This is a genomic window from Bacillus sp. XT-2 (assembly GCF_025696525.1).
Classification (GTDB): Bacteria; Bacillota; Bacilli; order Bacillales; family Bacillaceae; genus Bacillus; species Bacillus halotolerans.
On record NZ_JAHVOC010000005.1, the window covers coordinates 90,860 to 108,391 of the forward strand.

Here is a 17,532-nt window from a genome sequence, read left to right on the forward strand (position 1 = left end):
CAAAGTTTAATATGCTTTAAAACGGATAAGGATTCAGCCATTGCCCCCCATCCAGAGTGACACATTCCCCATTCATATAGGAAGCTTCATCAGAAAGCATAAACGCGGCCAAAGCGGCGATTTCCTCGGGTGTGCCAAGACGGCCGAGCGGCACACTGTTCAGCGTGCGGGCCTTCGCTTTTTCCGATTCAAATAGCTTCTCTGCACCGCCAGTTCGTTCAATTGGACCGGGTGCAATCGCGTTTGTGCGGATCCCGTATTGACTGCCCCACTCTACGGCAAGAGTTCTAGTGAGCGACAATACGCCAGCTTTTGCCGCAGCGGAATGAACAACCCCCGCTCCCGCTCCCCACGCATATGTGGCGGCCATATTTAAAATAACACCCCTCTGCTGATGCTCAATCCAGTGCCTGGCTGCGGCTTGGCTGCAAAAAAACGTACCATTTAATACAATCTCAATTACCGCTTTCCATCCATTGGGCGTGAGCTTTTCTGCCGGGCAAATAAAATTGCCGGCCGCATTATTAATAAGTGCATCAAGACGCCCAAACACATGTAACGCTTCTGCAGCCATTTGTGCTGCCCCAGAATCAGAACGGACATCCATTTGAAAACAGGCAACTTGGCCCTCAAAGGTTTCAATTTCTTTTTTTGTTTCTTCAAGTGCTTCATGGTTCCGCCCTGTTATCATGACATTCCAGCCTAATTCGGCCTGTTTTTTTGCCATTGCTTTTCCCATGCCGCTTGACCCGCCGGTAATAATAACAACCTTTTTTTCCATTGTATGATCCCTCCTGTTATGAATGAGTATTCATTCAATATTATTCTATCATTATACGCAAGCTTCTGTCAGCACATGCTGAGATGAGATTTTTTCAAGATACAGGTGATATAATAGAAAAACTCTACTAAAGGTTGGTTTGAAATGAAAAAGATGTCCAGAAGACAATTTTTAAAAGGAACGCTCGGCGTTTTTGCGGCCGGGGTTTTAACGGCCAGCGGGGGATATGGCTATGCCCGCTATCTGGAACCGCATATGATTGAGACTACTGAGCACACGATTAAAAGCTCTCTCATTCCCCATGGATTTGACGGTTTTAAAATCGTGCAGTTCAGTGATACACATTTAAGCGATTATTTTACGCTTGAAGACTTTAGAACTGTCATCCTGACGATCAATGAAACTAAGCCTGATTTAATTGTTTTTACCGGGGATATTATCGATAACCCTGATACGTATCAACATTATCAGGCAGTGATTCCTTTTTTGAGAAAGCTGCAAGCACCCTTCGGCAAGTTTTGTGTTTACGGCAATCATGATCACGGCGGCTATGGAACCGATGCTTATAAAAGCCTGATGTCATCAGGAGGTTTTACGGTATTCCGCAATGCCTATCAAAAATTGGCGCTCACAGACGGCAGCGAAATTGAGATCGCTGCGCTCGATGATTTAATGCTCGGCAAGCCCGATTATGAAGGCACCCTATCGAAACTAAGCGAGAGGCTGTTTTCCATTCTGCTCGTCCATGAGCCTGATGCTGCCTTGAATACAAAAACATATCCTGTCAATCTGCAGCTATCCGGACACACACACGGCGGGCAGATCCAGCTGCCCTTCTACGGACCGCTTATTACGCCTCCGTACGGAAAAGTCTATACCGAAGGAATGTACCAAACAGGCGACACTCATATTTATGTGAACCGCGGCCTCGGGATGACGAGACTGCCTTTGCGATTTCTGGCTAAACCTGAAATCACAGTCTTTACATTAAAAAGCACAACTTAATGTAGCAGAATGGGTTCCTCATCAATACTTATAAATAAAAAAGGGAGGATGAGGAAACTGCTTACGTACCAGATTAAACAAGGCGATACACTCACCAGCATCGCGGCCGATTTCAGAATCAGCACCGCTGCTTTGATTCAAGCCAACCCATCGCTGCAATCAGGAGTTATCGCCGGACAGCGCATTGTCATCCCCGGTCTGCCGGCCCCAAATACGATCCCATATCATATTGCAGTCTCTATTGGGGCTAAAACCCTTACTTTGTACCAAAATAATCAGGTAATAAAAACTTATCCGATCGCCGTCGGTAAAATATTGACACAAACACCAACTGGCGAGTTCTATATTATTAACCGCCAACGCAATCCCGGCGGCCCATTTGGCGCTTATTGGCTGAGCCTTTCAAGGCAGCACTATGGAATACACGGAACGAATAATCCCGCTTCGATTGGCAAGGCTGTGTCTAAAGGCTGTATCCGCATGCATAACAAAGATGTTCTGGAACTCGCTTCAATTGTGCCAAACGGAACAAGAGTCATGATTAACCGGTAATGTTTTCTTATTTGTTTCAAAAACAGGCGGTTTATAATATGATAAAGTGGGACCTTTAGGGTAAGGAGCGTTTTTATGGATATATTTAAAAATCGTAATTTTGTTCGTCTATTTTTCGCAGCACTCGCTTCTCAAATGGGCACGACAGTAGGCAACATGGCATTTGCTTTTTTCTTGCTGGACCGCTTCAGCAGCCAGCCTTCTTATACAACCTTGGCTGAACTGATGTATTCCCTTCCTACAGTATTTGTGTTTTTGCTTGTGGGAGTCGTTGCGGACCGGTTTGACAGAAAAAAAGTCGCGGAAAACTGTGATTGGATCAGAGCCGCCCTGACTGTCGTACTTTTTTTCACTTTATTTACCGGCAATATTCCTCTTGTTTTCTGTATATTGTTTGTCAGAAGCGCTGTAACCAAGTTTTTCTTTCCTGCAGAAAACAGTTTAGTACAAGCCATCCTGCCGAAGGAGCATTATGCGAAAGCGGCCGGGCTTAATCAGATGCTTTTTAGTATCTTTATGGTATTTGGCGTTGGAATCGGTGCTTTTATGTATAACACAATCGGAATTCATGGAGCGATTATTCTTGATTTTGTCAGCTTTATTATTTCCGGCCTGCTTATCCGCACCTGCCGGATTCCGAAAGAAGCCAGACAGCCGAACGGCACATTTAACTGGAGACAAGCTTCCGTCAAGGATTCGATAAACGATTTTAAGGAAGGCATTGTCTACATTTTAAAAAACAAGCTGCTGGCCTCTCTTATTTTCGGTTTCTTTGTTTTTGGTTTTGTGAACGGAGGATTTGCTGTATTGCCAATGTTTACAATGAAGTATGGACTGGCCCCCGACCGTTATGAATGGCATACATCCGTTTTTACGATCGCAATCGGGTTTGGGCTTTTGGCAGGAAGTGTGATCGGCACGTTAATCTCTAAAAAAGTGAAGCCTCACTTTTTAATGTCGGTGCCGATTTTAATTGCGGGCTTGCTGATTTTTGTCCTTGGCTACACCAAAGTTTTATGGGTGTACTATGCAACTACTTTTGTACTGGGGATGTGCATCGGTCCGGTAAACATCGCCATTGGGGGATGGATGCCTAAGATTGTCAATCCGAAGCTTATGGGACGTGTAAGCGGCTGGCAAGATCCTTTTATGATGTTTGCGCAGTCTTTGACACTTGGCTTAGTGGCGCTGTTATTCCCTAAGTTTGTATCAAACATCGATTATTTGTATTACGGCATGGGCGTTTTCATCTTAGCTGTTTTCATTTTCTATTTTGTCGCACTGCCAAAATACAGTGCGCAGGCTGTGGAAGTGAATGTACAGGAAACATTTCAGGCTCAGCCGAAAAAGAAAGCAAAATCTGTATAATATAAGTTGAAAATGCGCTTTTTTTCCATAGAAAAAGCGCATTTTTGCATTCAATATTTGCATTTCAACCTTAAAAAAGTATAATCTAATCATAAGAAATTTGATAAGAGCAAAGGAGAGAAATAATGGACGACCATGCATACTCGAAAGATCTGCAGCCAACCGTAGAAAATCTTTCAAAAGCAGTTTACACCGTGAACCGCCATGCAAAAACCGCCCCCAACCCTAAATACCTATATCTGCTGAAAAAACGGGCTTTGCAAAAGCTTGTCAAAGAAGGTAAAGGAAAGAAAATAGGGCTTCATTTTTCAAAAAATCCAAGGTTCAGCCAACAGCAATCGGACGTGCTTATCTCAATCGGAGACTACTATTTTCACATGCCTCCAACTAAAGAAGACTTCGAACATCTTCCGCATTTAGGTACACTTAATCAGTCGTACCGAAATCCTAAAGCTCAAATGTCTTTAACAAAAGCAAAACACCTATTGCAAGAATACGTCGGCATGAAAGAAAAGCCGCTTGTGACGAATCGCCAGCAGCCCGCTTATCATAAGCCTGTCTTTAAGAAACTCGGCGAGAGTTATTTTTAATCAAAAAAGCCGATGCCACTTATGGCATCCGGCTTTTTTTATTAATCGATCACATACGTATCCACTTTTTTAATCAGATCGCTGATTTCCGGCTTGCTGATTTGCTCATCGGCGCCGACTACTTCTCCCCGGTGACGCAAATCATCTGTAATTAATGATGAGAAAATCATAATCGGCACATCAGAACTCTTCGGATTGTCTTTAAGCAGCTTTGTCAGCCTGTGTCCGTCCATTTTCGGCATTTCAATATCACTGATGATCATATCGATCTGTTCTGTTAAATCATTGCCGCTTTCGGTAAGGTTCATGATATAGTCATATGCGTCTTTTCCATTCTCAAACGCTGTAATATTGTTGTATCCGGCTTCGGTTAATTCATCTTTTAAAAGACGCATCAGAAGCGGTGAGTCTTCTACAATGATAAGCTTTTTATCAGTTCTTCTTTCATCAAAGCCCTCGGTATGCATATTGTACGTATCAACACCTGAGTCTGATTCGATATCATAGATGATTTTTTCATAATCAGGCAAAAAGATCATCGTTTCTTCCAGTTTGATAATCCCTGTGAGGTGCCGCTCCATTCCTTGATTTAAGGAAGTCGGTTTTTCAATCGCTTCCCATGAAACCCTGTGAATTTGAGAAACAGACCCGACATGGAAAACAATTTTTCGCTTATTAAATTCGGTTACGATATACTTCTCGTCTTTTGATCCCTCAGGCTCAACTCCGAAAAAGGAAAACAGGCTGATGACTGGGAGAATTTCTCCTCTTAGTTTAATCATTCCTTCAACATGCTGGTGGGAGTGAGGCACTGATGTGACCTCGACAGGCTGAATAATCTCTCTTACTTTCATGACGTTAATGCCGAAAGCATTGCCACCAACGCCAAACTTCACAATTTCTAATTCATTTGTACCAGAATCCAATAAAATTTCGTATTGTTGTAACGACAATTCAATCCCTCGCTATTCGCATTCAGTATTGTACTGTATATATCGGCGCAAATTATAAAAAATGAATGGTGAGGCTCTTCAAAATCCTATTCTGGCGACAGTTATGCTGATAACCTTAAAAAAAGAAACTTTTTTCCTAATGGCCATTGACTTTCCAACTGACAGTGATAAAATAGTCAAGGATTTTTCCAAAGAAGGGTGTAAATAATGGGTACTTTAGTAATATTTAAAGAAAATGAAATGACTGTTTTAGAGGATATCAGTGAAGAGACTTATCTTCATATGAAGAAAGAATCTGCTGATCTTCAAGAAGAGCATCCCCCGTACATGATTTGGCACGAAGACCTTCATTTTGACTATGGTTATTGATGAAATTGGCACATATAAACAATAATAGAACATGATACAATAAAGACAATCAAATCGCTGGTTGTCTTCTTTTTTTCTGAGAAGGAAGGTATGTTTAGTAAATAGGCGCATACAATCGAAATATATCGGTTAAAAAGGTGACAAATGGCCAGCTAGTGGTAAAATAGGAGAAACTCATTATATATATTAAGGTGATGAATTATGGAACATTTGCTGAATCCGAAAGCCAGAGAAATTGAAATTTCAGGAATACGCAAATTCTCAAATCTTGTATCTCAACACGAAAATGTCATTTCACTTACGATCGGCCAGCCTGATTTTTTCACGCCGCATCATGTGAAAGCTGCCGCAAAAAAAGCCATTGATGACAATGTTACGTCATACACTCCAAATGCCGGCTACCTGGAATTGAGACAAGCTGTTCAGCTTTATATGAAGAAAAAAGCAGACTTCAACTATGAAGCTGAAAGTGAAATAATGATCACAACGGGAGCAAGCCAAGCCATTGATGCAGCATTCCGCACCATTCTGTCTCCCGGCGATGAAGTCATTATGCCAGGTCCGATATACCCGGGTTATGAACCTATTATCAATTTATGCGGTGCCAAGCCTGTCATTGTTGACACGACGTCTCACGGGTTTAAGCTCACAGCCCGGCTGATTGAAGAAGCTCTGACTCCCAATACCAAGTGTGTCGTGCTTCCTTATCCGTCAAACCCTACCGGTGTGACATTATCTGAAGAAGAGCTGAAAAGCATCGCGGCTCTATTAAAAGGCAGAAATGTCTTCGTATTGTCAGACGAAATATACAGCGAATTAACATATGACAGACCGCACCATTCGATTGCAACACATTTGCGGGATCAAACCATTGTCATTAACGGCTTGTCAAAGTCCCACAGCATGACGGGATGGAGAATCGGATTTTTATTCGCTCCGAAAGACATAGCAAAACACATATTAAAGGTTCATCAATACAATGTGTCATGTGCGTCCTCTATTTCTCAGAAGGCAGCGCTTGAAGCTGTGACTAACGGATTTGACGACGCACTGATCATGAGAGAGCAGTACAAAAAACGGCTCGATTATGTGTATGACCGCCTCGTGTCTATGGGGCTTGATGTCGTAAAACCGTCTGGCGCATTTTATATTTTTCCTTCTATTAAATCCTTTGGGATGTCTTCGTTTGACTTTAGTATGGCTCTTTTGGAGGATGCTGGTGTGGCGCTTGTGCCCGGCAGCTCGTTCTCAGCGTTTGGTGAAGGATATGTAAGGCTGTCTTTTGCATACTCGCTGGACACATTAAGAGAAGGATTAGATCGTTTAGAATTATTTGTACTAAAGAAAAGGGAATCGATGCAAACGATATAAACAACGGCGTTTAAGCCGTTGTTTTATTTTTTGGAAATGAGATTTTAAACGCTGTGCCTTTATCCGGCTGGCTGTCTACATGGATAACGCCTTGATGATTCTCAATGATATTAAATGTTACCATCAGCCCGAGTCCCGTTCCCTTTTCTTTTGTCGTTAAAAATGGTTCTCCAATACGGTTGAGCACCTTTTCAGGTATGCCCTCCCCTTCGTCCTTGACGGTAACATGAACAGAATGCTTATCCTCTGTTACGATAATGTCTACAGTGCCTCCGTCAGGCATAGATTCTACTGCATTTTTTATTAAATTAATGAATACCTGCTTTAGCTGATTTTGGTCCCCGTTTATATAAATGCTGTCTTTCTCATAACGGGTTCTGATGAAAATCCCGTTTAAATTCGCCTGGGTTTCCAGCAGCGCAGAGACTTCACCAATTAGTTTTTTCAAGTTCAAATGCTCTTTAACGGCATTCTGCTGGGGCTTCGCCAGCATCAGCAGTTCACTGAGTATTAATTCAATTCGGCTGAGCTCAGAGAATACAATGTCAAAATAATGTTCATTTCCTTCCATCGTCGGTTTCATCAGCTGTAAAAACCCTTTGATCGCGGTCAGCGGATTGCGGATCTCATGCGCGATTCCCGCTGCGAGCTGTCCTGCGATAGATAACTTTTCTGATTTAAGCATGAGTTCCTCTGTTTGTTTTCTCTCAGAAATATCACGCAGAATGACTTGGACAGCCGCTTCACCGAAAAAGGTCGTCGGAATGCAGACCATCTCCGTGTAGATGACCCTGTTCTGAAAGGTAAACCATGATTGTTTAACGATTTCCGATTCTGTTTTTTGCTCGGCAATGTTTTGGATTCTCTCTTTCACGTCCTCATGATCGCAAGGGTGGAGCTGATCGTATATATTTTTGCCGATTAAATCCTCATAGGTCGCCGCTTCAAACAGCGAAATTCCCGACTCATTCATAAACACCCATTTCCCATTATGAATCACAGCAATAGTATCGATTGAATTTTGAATCAGCAGCTGATATCGTTCACGGCTTTTTTGCAGGATGGTTTGGAATTTTTTCCTTGAAGAGATATCGATTAGCAGAAGCAGTTCAGCCTGCTGGTTTTTGTAGACGGTCGGGGACGCTTTCACTTCTAAATGAACAGGTGTGCCATCAAGCCTTTTCCACGTCTGTTCAATCATTCCGACTTCTATTCCTTTTTGCATTCGTATAATTCTGTTTTTCACGATATCATGATACTCTTCCTCAATAAATTCATAGGACCATTTGCCAATAACAGCATCCTTGCTTTTTGCTCCCAGCATGGAAAGCATCGCGCTGTTTACATAGACGATTTTGCCGCTGACACTGATGCATAGCGGGCTTGGAAGATTTTCAACTAGCCGCTCATAATCATCCGTTATATATGTAGTTGATTCCGGGTTCTCAGGCTCAATTTCATGTTTTTCGCAGTTAAGAGGCTGATGCCCGGACTCTTCTTCGAGAATCTTCATTTTCAAAATGATTTCCCGTTCCGTCCGCTCAGCTCTCGTCGTCACAATTTCTACTGCAGCCTCCACCCATACAATCGTATGATCTTTTTTAATGAAACGAAAGGTGCACGGCATCAGATGATGTTCATTATAAAAATAGCTTTCAACTAAAAATTGGTCTTCCTCATGCAGAAATGTCTTGAGGAATGATCCGATCATTTCTCCCTGGAGATAACCCAGATACAGTTTGGAGTTGGCTGATATATAAATGATGCGTCCATTAGAGGCCAAGACTGCATGAATATCGGTTTTTGTTTGAAGTGGTTTAACATGCTGCGTATCCTGTTCCACAGAATCCCTCCTTTGCATGATCATCGTGTTTCGACATATACAGATTGACTTTTACCTAGTATGATTCGCTAGAAAATGAGTATTCTCCTTCTATTCTTATGGTGAACGTCAATTTTTGAATAAAAGAAAGGGCACACAATCTTTTAGTTGTGCACCCTTTTTTTTATTTTTTACTGTGTTTTTTTTCGAGCTCTGCGTAGGCGTGGATAGCTCTTTTGGCAATGAGTTTGTTGATCGGGTCGTGGTCGTTCGCTACAGAAGGAACAACAACACTGAATGCCACTTTTGGATTTTTTGACGGATAATAGCCGACAAATGTTAGATTGTACGTGCTTTTTCCCCACCAATTACGATTTGTTCCGTAATAAAATGTTTGAGCAGTTCCTGTTTTTCCGGAAACATCCTCTGCAAACGTATTTCTAGCTGTTCCCGAAGTGGTAACTAGCTTCATTCCAGTCTTCACCTGCTGAATGTCACTTTCTGAGTTGTTAATTTTGTTGAGAATGTTTGGCTTTCTTTGTTCAATGGTCTTCCCAAGGCCTTCTTTTTTGCTGGGCTCATGAACACTTGTAACAATTCTTGGCTGAATGCGGTACCCCCCATTGGCAATTGATGAGATGTACTGAGCCATTTGAAGCGGTGTATATGTATCGTATTGTCCAATGGCCAAGTCTAAAATTAACCCCCCTACCGCATCAGGTGTAGTTTGCATACCGGCTGATTCCTGCGGCAGATCGATACCTGTCTTTACTCCCAGACCAAATTGGCTGTAGTAATTTCTCATTTTGTTTAAATCCTTCTGGTCAGCAGGAAGAGGTCCATGCGGCTTGTATGTGACACCGGCAATGTGCATGGCGACATTAAACATGTATACGTTTGAGCTTTTTTGCAATGCCGTTAATTCATTAATAGTTCCCATATTCATATAGGACTTCTTAGGCTTATTACCGTTTCCTGCAAAATACAGTGGCATGTCAACAAAATATTTATAATGCGGGATCCCGTCCTGATAGCCGGCTAGCACGGTGGCACCCTTTACTGCTGATCCCATTTCATATTGGGTGGTAAATGCCCCTATCGCATAATCTTCAATTTTGTTGGTTTTTAATTCTATCTTTTTCCCTGCCATCGATAAAATATCGCCGTTATTCGGATCCATCATCACGACAAAGGCTCTGTCAAGCATGTAATTTCCGCGTGCACGGCTGTTTCTTACTTCTTCTTCAATGATCTTTTCTACCTTTGCCTGAAGCTCCATGTCAAAAGAAAGCCGAAGATCATAGCCCCTGCTGCCTTTGTCGATTGTTTTCTGGCTGACGACATTTCCTTTATTGTCTTCCACGTATTCCACTTTTTCTTTATGAGAATTTAAATAGTCCTCATATTGATACTCCAAATAACTTTTGCCGACTCTGTCATTACTCGCATAGCCTCTCGTAACATAAAAGTCTTTCCGGTCGCTGAGCAGCCCTTGATCAGGTGTTGTGACACCTCCAAAAACGGAATAAAGTGTTTTGTCATAAGGGTATTTTCGTGTCCAATCGTTTACGACATCTATCCCCGGCAGCTCTTCTAAATGCTCAGACACAATAGAAATTTCATCATATGTTAAATCATTTTTCGGTCTTTGCGAGGAGTTTTTCTTTTCATCAAGCAATGATCCGTTTTTGCCGTTGCCGTTGCTGTCATTTGGGTCCATCGCTTTTACAATCTGAGGTTCATACGCATTCCCGCTTGAAAATCTTGTGTATATGGCCGCGGTTTGCATTTCTTCGTCATCCCGCTGGATGGCCTTCAATTCTTCAGCCGGGACGCGTTCAACTTGAAGCTTGTAAGCCTGTGTCCCCTTCAGATTGCTTTCAGATTCCTTTAACAGGTTGAGAGCTTTTTTTGGATGAGAAGCGAGCCAGTAATCACGTAAATCTCTATCCTTTAAAAATTCGGTATCAATATCGATCAAAGCGGCAAGCCGTTTAGCTGTTTTGATTTTGTCCTCTGTTTTTGTGCTTGATGTTGAGACATACACAATTTCCGGCACGCTCTGGTTATCAACAGCCACTTTCTCGTTTCTGTCATACATCTTCCCCCGAGGCGCTGGGTAATACGCTGTCTTCGCATTAGCTTTCTCAGCGTTTTCTTCATGCTGTTCGCCTTCGACAATTTGAACAACGCCAAGCTTAAAGATTAATGCAGTAAATAGAACAAAGACCGCTAGGAAATACAGATTCATTCTGATTGCTCTGCTTCCTTTTCGCTTTTTCTTTGGTTCACGTCCTATTTCAGTCACTTCTGGTTACCCCTCTCAAATCATTCAATATATTTACATATACTGTTTTTAATTGTAACACCTTTGTAATAGTTGTTACAGCGAAAAGGGATAAAAAAAGTTGTCAATAATGAAATACATTAAAATATAACTAACGATTCAAAAAATAGGAAGCTATGTAACTGTGAGATAAAGTCACTACATACGCATTACTCGCTTGCCATCAGCGGTTTAGCGCGTTTTGATTACAAAAATGACAATCATCATTTGTCAAAGGAAAGTGATGGATTCTTTATGACAAAAAAGCTATGTTATGATTTTTTTGTAGAAAACAAACAACTCTAGGAGGTTACGAACTAATGAAAAAAGCATTTATTTTATCAGCTGCCGCTGCGGTGGGATTATTCACATTCGGAGGCGTACAGCAAGCATCAGCGAAAGAACTCTCCTGCCAGCCTGTGGTAACGGTCAAAACGGGGAACACAGTGCAAAACCTTACACTTAAGGATGTAGTGAAAAAGCTACATATTAAAACAAATATAAAAACACTAAACGCGGCTAACGAAAAAGATCTCGAGAAGCTTCTTCAAAAGCACGCGAAACAATCCAACATGAAGATTCAGGATGTTCAAAAGCCGGAAGCTGCAAAGCCAGCCCAAAAGGCTCCTGAAAAAGCCGCTGCTGATAAAAGCACTGCTGCTAAAGCACCGGCTACTCCTGAAAAAACAAGCAATAATACAACAACAGCTGCACCTTCATCTGTAAGTGCATATGAGAAAAAAGTTGTTGAGCTGACAAATGCAGAAAGACAAAAACAAGGTTTAAAACCGCTACAAATTGATGAAACATTAAGCAAATCTGCACATGCAAAATCACAGGATATGAAAGACAAGAACTATTTTGATCACCAAAGCCCAACGTACGGCTCACCGTTTGATATGATGAAATCTTTCGGAATCAGCTACAAAACAGCTGGTGAAAACATTGCTAAAGGACAAAAAACACCTGAAGAAGTAGTAAAAGCTTGGATGAACAGTGAGGGCCACAGAAAAAACATTCTTAACCCTAACTTCACACACATCGGTGTCGGTTATGTTGAATCCGGCAGCTACTGGACACAGCAATTCATCGGAAAATAATAAAAAAGAGATTGCCTGTTTTGGACAGGCAATCTCTTTTTATTTCACCCAAAGCTTATATATACTTTGGGTCCCGCTGTTTTCTTCTCCTTGTGCGGCAAGTTGGTCATATAATGATTTCGCAAGCGACAAACCTGGCATTTCTTCACCCATTAATTCAGCTTCCTCTAAAGCAATTCCCATATCTTTGATAAAATGCTTTACATAAAATCCTGGCTCAAAATCACCTTTCAGCATACGCGGGGCAAGATTTGATAATGACCAGCTTCCTGCCGCCCCAGTTGTAATGCTCTTCAGGACATTTTCCGGCTGAAGGCCTGATTTTTGGGCATAAGCCATCGCTTCGGCTACACCGATCATACCTGCTGCAATCGCGATTTGATTACACATCTTTGTGTGCTGTCCGCTTCCTGCTGACCCTTGATATTGAATATTCTCTCCCATTAAAGTGAAGATGGGCAGGCAAGCTTCAAACGCTTCTTTTTCCCCTCCGACCATAATCGCCAGTGTTCCGTTTTGCGCGCCGATGTCACCTCCTGAAACAGGTGCGTCTAAGGCAAATAATGATTTTTCTTTGGCTGTCTCCGCAATTTTTTTGGCTAACGACGGTTTGGAAGTCGTCATATCAATGAGATACGCGCCTTTTTTAGCATTTTCAATAATTCCGCTGCTGCTGAAATACACTTCTTCTACATCACTGGGATAGCCTACCATTGTAATAATGATATCCGCTTCTTTCGATAGTTCTTTTACAGTGTCTTTCCACACCGCGCCTTTTTCCAGTATGCTGTCCGCTTTTGCTTTTGTCCGGGTATACACCAATACGTGATGTCCATCTTTAAGGATATGTGAAGCCATACTGTTTCCCATTACTCCAAGACCGATAAAACCGACTGTTTTTTTCAAGTAAATTCCCCCAGACGTTAGATTTCATTTAGTTAAAATTTATCATTTTCTAGACTACCATATCTAGTAATCATATAGTAGAGTCTAAAAAATAAAAAAACCCAAAACTTGAAAAAGTCTTGGGTATCCAATGATGATTATAATGTAAATTTAGCAATAGCGTTCATAAGCTCTTGGCTTGCATGTTTTAATGTATCAGTTGAGTGTTTGACTTTCTCAAGCGTGATCAGCTGTTCATCGGTTGAGGCGTTGACTTCCTCCGCTGCAGCAGCCGATTCCTGTGATATAGCTGAGATGCTTTGAATCGCTTCAGAAATGGCAAGCTGTTCTTCACTCATTCTTTGTATTTCTTCGTAAATTTGATCAATACCTTGAACAAGTGACTGCATTTCCGCGGTGATGGTGTTTAATACTTCGCCAGTCTCATGAATTGCACTGTTTTGTTCATCATTCATTTTACTTGCTTCGACCATTGCATGGGAAGCCTCTTTTGTTTCAAGCTGAATCAACTTCACTGTCTCACTGATATGCTTGGTGGAAAGCGCTGACTGCTCGGCAAGCTTCCGCACCTCTTCAGCCACGACAGCAAATCCGCGTCCGCTTTCACCGGCTCTGGCTGCTTCAATACTGGCATTTAAGGCAAGTAAATTGGTTTGATCCGAAATATTTGAAATCGCAGTAACCACTTCTTCTATATTCTTCGTTTGATTTTCCAAATCCAGCAGCATCGTTTCGACTTTCTTTGTTTCCGTATTGGCTTCGTTTGATTTCATCAGCAGCTGGCCGAGCGCGTCAAGCCCTTTATAGCTTGCATCCTCTGAGGATTTTGAACGTGCTTTCATGCCGCCTGCCTGATCAGCAATTCGTCTGATTTTAGCAGACAGGTTTTCTGATTTTTCGTTAATGGTCTCAACTTCTGAAGCCTGTTCCGTTGCCCCTGCTGCCACTTCTTCGATCGCTTTCGCAATTTGTCCGCTCGTTTCATTGGTTTCAGCGGAGACAGCTGTTAATTGTTCAGAGGTGTCAGACACTTTTCCTGAAGAATGTCTGACTTGTTCCACCATTTCCTTCATGTTTTCAACCATCTGATTAAAGTCTCTTGTTAACATGCCGACTTCATCCTTGGTCTTTGACTCTGCATGCACTGTCAAATCGCCTGCAGAGACGGCCTTTGTTTTTGCAATCAGCTGCTGGATCGGCCCGGTTATTGTTTTGGCGAGGAAGTAGCTGAGAATAATCGTCACCGCCAGCGCGATGAGTGAGATGAAAAGGTTCGCCCGATTCATTTTATCTGAAATCCACATTAATTTATTTGTGTCAAATTGTGTTCCGACTTTCCATCCCGTTTCTCCAACCGTTTGATACACAATCATTTTTCCCTTTGCATCTTGTATCCCGTTTTTGTCAGATGCAATGGTTTTTAATGTTTGGTCCTTGGAGATATTTTTTCCTTGGTTTGACGGATGTGCTAAAAGATTGCCGCTTGCATCAGCTAAAAAAGCAAAGCCATTGTATGGCACCTTTTGCTTATTTACCATGGTCTGGATGGAAGAAAGTTTCAGATCATAACTGGCAACGCCTATCACCTTCTGCCCGTCAAGAACTGCTTTTGAGGCTGTGACGATCATTTCTCCCGTCACGACATCTTTATAGGGTTCCGTCCAGACGACTTTATCGGGTGTTTCAGCCGCGCGCTTATACCATGGTCTAGAAACCGGATCATAATCTTTTGCAAATTCTGCTTTCGGATATGTAAACATTTCTTTTTTTGCGGTTCCTATATAGGCCATCGCCACATAATCATCGTTTTCTTTAATTTGTTTAATGTCATCATTAAACAGCCTGGAAGCTGCTTTACTTGAGTTTGTCACAAATGCACGTGTTAACTCTCCATTTGCCAATCTTAACAGCGAAATGTCATAACTCTTTAATTGCAGTTCGATATTTTGTTCAAGCGAGTTTGTTACGTTTTGTGTCGTGTTTTTCCCATCCTCTGTAATCATCGGTTTTAACGTCAGGTAAGAAGAAAGCATCAAAAGAACAACTGTGACGACTAACATGATAGAAACGAAAACAGCAATCTTCATGTGAAGTTTTTTAAACAAACCAATCCCCTCCTATTTTCTATATCGGCCTTTTCACCCAAAAAATGAATAAACATAAAATAAATTATAATGAAATTACAAGATATTTACTGAAAATTCAAACTAATTGTGCTTCAGCAGTTTGGATTACGATATAATAAACAGCACAAGGAGAGTGATTATCATTTTTAAACAGATGTATGTCCATAATGGCATTAAATTTGAGCGGCTGACGATCAGAAATTATTCAAGAACAGACATTGAGGGATTGCTTTCCCTTCAGAAAGAGTGTTTTCCCCCTCCATTTCCGCAGGAATTGCTGTGGTCAGAAGAACAGCTTGACAGCCATATCAACACCTTTCCGGAAGGCGCCTTATGCGCGCTGGTTAATGGTGAAATCGTCGGTTCGATGACTTCCCTTATCGTGCAATTTGATCCTGATGCTCCCGAGCATACATGGGCGGAGACAACAGATAACGGCTATATTACATGTCATGATCCGCAGGCAAATACGTTATATGTAGTTGATATTTCGGTTTCACCGCATTACCGGAAGCTTGGAATAGGGAAATGGCTGATGAATACGATGTATGAATTAGCCGTTGAAATGCGAATGGAACGGTTACTCGGCGGCGGACGTATTCCTTTTTATCATAAGTACGCACATGAGATCAGTGCTTCACAATATGTAGAGGATGTTATAGAAGGAAAAAAGAAAGATCCTGTACTGTCATTTCTCCTCCATTGCGGCCGTTCACCGCTCTGCATCGTCAGCAATTATTTGGACGATGAAGAATCCTTGAATTACGGGGTTTTGATGGAGTGGAAAAATCCCTTTTTATGAAAAAACGAGCTGTAAAGCTGACAGCCCGTTTACGTGAAATATTCAATTTTTGCAATAGGAAAATACGTATCGATATAAGATTCAAGCGTTTCTCGAAGCACATGCTCTTCATCTTTCTGATAAATATATTTTCCGATCCCGTAGCGTCCCCATTTATAGCGCCGCTTTTCTTCATCTAACTCAAGCTTTGTTTTTGGATAATTCTTCTCAATGACTCGTTTCGCCGGCTTCGTAAATCGATGCTGAATCAATTCAAAGGTAATATCCTGTCTGACATCCTGCGGCAAAGCGGCATCAAGTTTTTCAAACAGATGTCTGTATCCATCCTCCCAGCCTTCATGGATGTAAATCGGCGCAACAATAAAGCCTAACGGGTAGCCTGCTTTCGCTACTTTTACAGCCGCTTCAATCCGTTTATCGAGAGGAGAGGTTCCCGGCTCAAAATTCTTAATCACATAGTCAGCATTTATGCTGAATCTGAATCTTGTTTTCCCGTTATGTTTCGCATCCAAAAGGTGATCAACATGGTGAAACTTCGTGACAAATCTGAGCTTGCCAAGCTCACTCTGTCCAAAATGTTCAATGGCGTGCTTGAGCGTATGTGTCAAATGGTCGATGCCCACAATATCCGAGGTACATGAAGCTTCAAACCTTGTAAACTCCGGTGCACGTTCTTTCATATACTGATCCGCCTGGTCCAAGATTTCTTCGACATTTACATAGGTTCTGATATAGGGTTTTGTTCCCATTGTGGTTTGTAAATAGCAGTAATGGCAATGCCCCATACAGCCTGTCGCAAACGGGATCGCATATTCAGCTGACGGTTTTGAAGAATCAAACTTTAATGTTTTTCGGACACCGATAACTAAAGTTGATTTTGCATTACGGTATTGCTGAAGATGGTTTTTACCAGGAATATTGCGCACTTGGTTATGGGACGTCGTTTCTCTGATTTCGATGCCCATTTTTTCAAATTTATCATGTAATTCCTGTGCCAATGGATATTCCATTGCTCTCGGTTCAATATAAACGAGCTGCGGAACAAATGGGTTCTGCATGGTGCCACATCCTTTTCCTTTTCTACCGTTACTTTTCTCATAAGGCGGAAAGGATATGAGTTGTAATGTTTTCCTTGTTACTCGTACGGATCGATATCAAATAATTCTTTGTAAAGTGTTTTTGCTTCTTCATAGCTTGCAAAAACAGCATCATCCTCAGCAAACGGATGATAGGTTTCAAATATAAACAGGGAAAGCTCACCCTCATGGTATGGGTGATGCACAATTTCAGCTTCCTTTATATGAGCAACATTGGCGGCGTGCGGATTTCTGTAGATGACGTAGACTGTATCTCCTGCGTTAAATTCGTTTGACATTCTATCCCTCCTAGCCATGTTATTGTGCCCCGCTGCATCCCAGATTATGAAAAAAACCAGACAGGCCGGAGGCCGTCTGGTTTTTG

The 17,532-nt window shown here is 41.8% G+C and carries 14 protein-coding genes and 2 pseudogenes; 8 read left to right on the forward strand and 8 right to left on the reverse strand.

Annotated elements, in window-relative coordinates:
• Positions 1 to 16: 16 nt before the first annotated feature.
• A complete protein-coding gene (gene fadH, locus KXD37_RS14470; RefSeq protein WP_127695339.1) occupies positions 17 to 781 on the reverse strand; it encodes a 2,4-dienoyl-CoA reductase in 765 nt (254 codons plus the stop codon).
• 144 nt (positions 782 to 925) lie between these two features.
• Here fadH and KXD37_RS14475 point away from each other — a divergent pair, with 144 nt between their 5' ends.
• From KXD37_RS14475 to KXD37_RS14490, 4 genes are all read left to right on the forward strand, one after another.
• The gene (locus KXD37_RS14475; protein ID WP_127695341.1) at positions 926 to 1,786 is read left to right on the forward strand and encodes a metallophosphoesterase; all 861 of its coding nucleotides are present in this window, start codon (positions 926 to 928) and stop codon (positions 1,784 to 1,786) included.
• 57 nt (positions 1,787 to 1,843) lie between these two features.
• Positions 1,844 to 2,338 (forward strand): L,D-transpeptidase family protein, encoded by a 495-nt coding sequence (locus KXD37_RS14480; RefSeq protein WP_263463642.1) that lies wholly within the window; start codon positions 1,844 to 1,846, stop codon positions 2,336 to 2,338.
• Positions 2,339 to 2,413: 75 nt separating this feature from the next.
• Complete coding sequence (locus KXD37_RS14485) at positions 2,414 to 3,706, forward strand: MFS transporter (RefSeq protein WP_127695343.1); 1,293 nt, start codon at positions 2,414 to 2,416, stop codon at positions 3,704 to 3,706.
• A 125-nt stretch (positions 3,707 to 3,831) separates the two neighbouring features.
• The gene (locus KXD37_RS14490; protein WP_044156084.1) at positions 3,832 to 4,296 is read left to right on the forward strand and encodes a YkyB family protein; all 465 of its coding nucleotides are present in this window, start codon (positions 3,832 to 3,834) and stop codon (positions 4,294 to 4,296) included.
• 41 nt (positions 4,297 to 4,337) lie between these two features.
• Here KXD37_RS14490 and cheV read toward each other — a convergent pair whose 3' ends face one another.
• Complete coding sequence (gene cheV / locus KXD37_RS14495; protein ID WP_024121210.1) at positions 4,338 to 5,249, reverse strand: chemotaxis protein CheV; 912 nt, start codon at positions 5,247 to 5,249, stop codon at positions 4,338 to 4,340.
• Positions 5,250 to 5,456: 207 nt separating this feature from the next.
• Here cheV and KXD37_RS14500 point away from each other — a divergent pair, with 207 nt between their 5' ends.
• Both KXD37_RS14500 and KXD37_RS14505 read left to right on the forward strand, forming a co-directional pair.
• The gene (locus tag KXD37_RS14500; RefSeq protein WP_003238943.1) at positions 5,457 to 5,618 is read left to right on the forward strand and encodes a hypothetical protein; all 162 of its coding nucleotides are present in this window, start codon (positions 5,457 to 5,459) and stop codon (positions 5,616 to 5,618) included.
• A 201-nt stretch (positions 5,619 to 5,819) separates the two neighbouring features.
• Positions 5,820 to 7,003 (forward strand): annotated as a pseudogene (locus KXD37_RS14505) (aminotransferase A).
• Here the strand turns inward: KXD37_RS14505 and kinA are convergent.
• Both kinA and KXD37_RS14515 read right to left on the reverse strand, forming a co-directional pair.
• Positions 7,000 to 8,832 (reverse strand): sporulation histidine kinase KinA, encoded by a 1,833-nt coding sequence (gene kinA, locus KXD37_RS14510; RefSeq protein ID WP_255004358.1) that lies wholly within the window; start codon positions 8,830 to 8,832, stop codon positions 7,000 to 7,002. The pseudogene KXD37_RS14505 and the gene kinA sit on opposite strands and share 4 nt — an antisense overlap.
• A 163-nt stretch (positions 8,833 to 8,995) precedes the next feature.
• Complete coding sequence (locus tag KXD37_RS14515; protein ID WP_255004356.1) at positions 8,996 to 11,119, reverse strand: peptidoglycan D,D-transpeptidase FtsI family protein; 2,124 nt, start codon at positions 11,117 to 11,119, stop codon at positions 8,996 to 8,998.
• A gap of 338 nt (positions 11,120 to 11,457) precedes the next feature.
• Here KXD37_RS14515 and KXD37_RS14520 point away from each other — a divergent pair, with 338 nt between their 5' ends.
• A complete protein-coding gene (locus KXD37_RS14520; protein ID WP_024121205.1) occupies positions 11,458 to 12,237 on the forward strand; it encodes a CAP domain-containing protein in 780 nt (259 codons plus the stop codon).
• Positions 12,238 to 12,276: 39 nt separating this feature from the next.
• Here the strand turns inward: KXD37_RS14520 and KXD37_RS14525 are convergent, their stop codons facing one another.
• Together KXD37_RS14525 and KXD37_RS14530 are read right to left on the reverse strand one after the other, a co-directional pair.
• On the reverse strand, positions 12,277 to 13,143 hold the full coding sequence (locus KXD37_RS14525; protein ID WP_106020385.1) for an NAD(P)-dependent oxidoreductase: 867 nt from the start codon (positions 13,141 to 13,143) through the stop codon (positions 12,277 to 12,279).
• 137 nt (positions 13,144 to 13,280) lie between these two features.
• Positions 13,281 to 15,248, reverse strand: coding sequence for a methyl-accepting chemotaxis protein (locus KXD37_RS14530; RefSeq protein ID WP_255004354.1), 1,968 nt, complete (start codon positions 15,246 to 15,248; stop codon positions 13,281 to 13,283).
• Positions 15,249 to 15,405: 157 nt separating this feature from the next.
• Between KXD37_RS14530 and KXD37_RS14535 the strand changes: the two are divergent.
• Positions 15,406 to 16,108: pseudogene (locus tag KXD37_RS14535) on the forward strand (GNAT family N-acetyltransferase).
• Here KXD37_RS14535 and splB read toward each other — a convergent pair.
• Entirely contained in the window at positions 16,101 to 17,129 is a 1,029-nt protein-coding gene (splB, locus tag KXD37_RS14540) for a spore photoproduct lyase (RefSeq protein WP_255004352.1), read from the reverse strand. The pseudogene KXD37_RS14535 and the gene splB overlap by 8 nt on opposite strands.
• A gap of 77 nt (positions 17,130 to 17,206) precedes the next feature.
• A complete protein-coding gene (gene splA, locus KXD37_RS14545; RefSeq protein ID WP_044156104.1) occupies positions 17,207 to 17,446 on the reverse strand; it encodes a splAB operon transcriptional regulator SplA in 240 nt (79 codons plus the stop codon).
• Positions 17,447 to 17,532 lie beyond the last annotated feature (86 nt).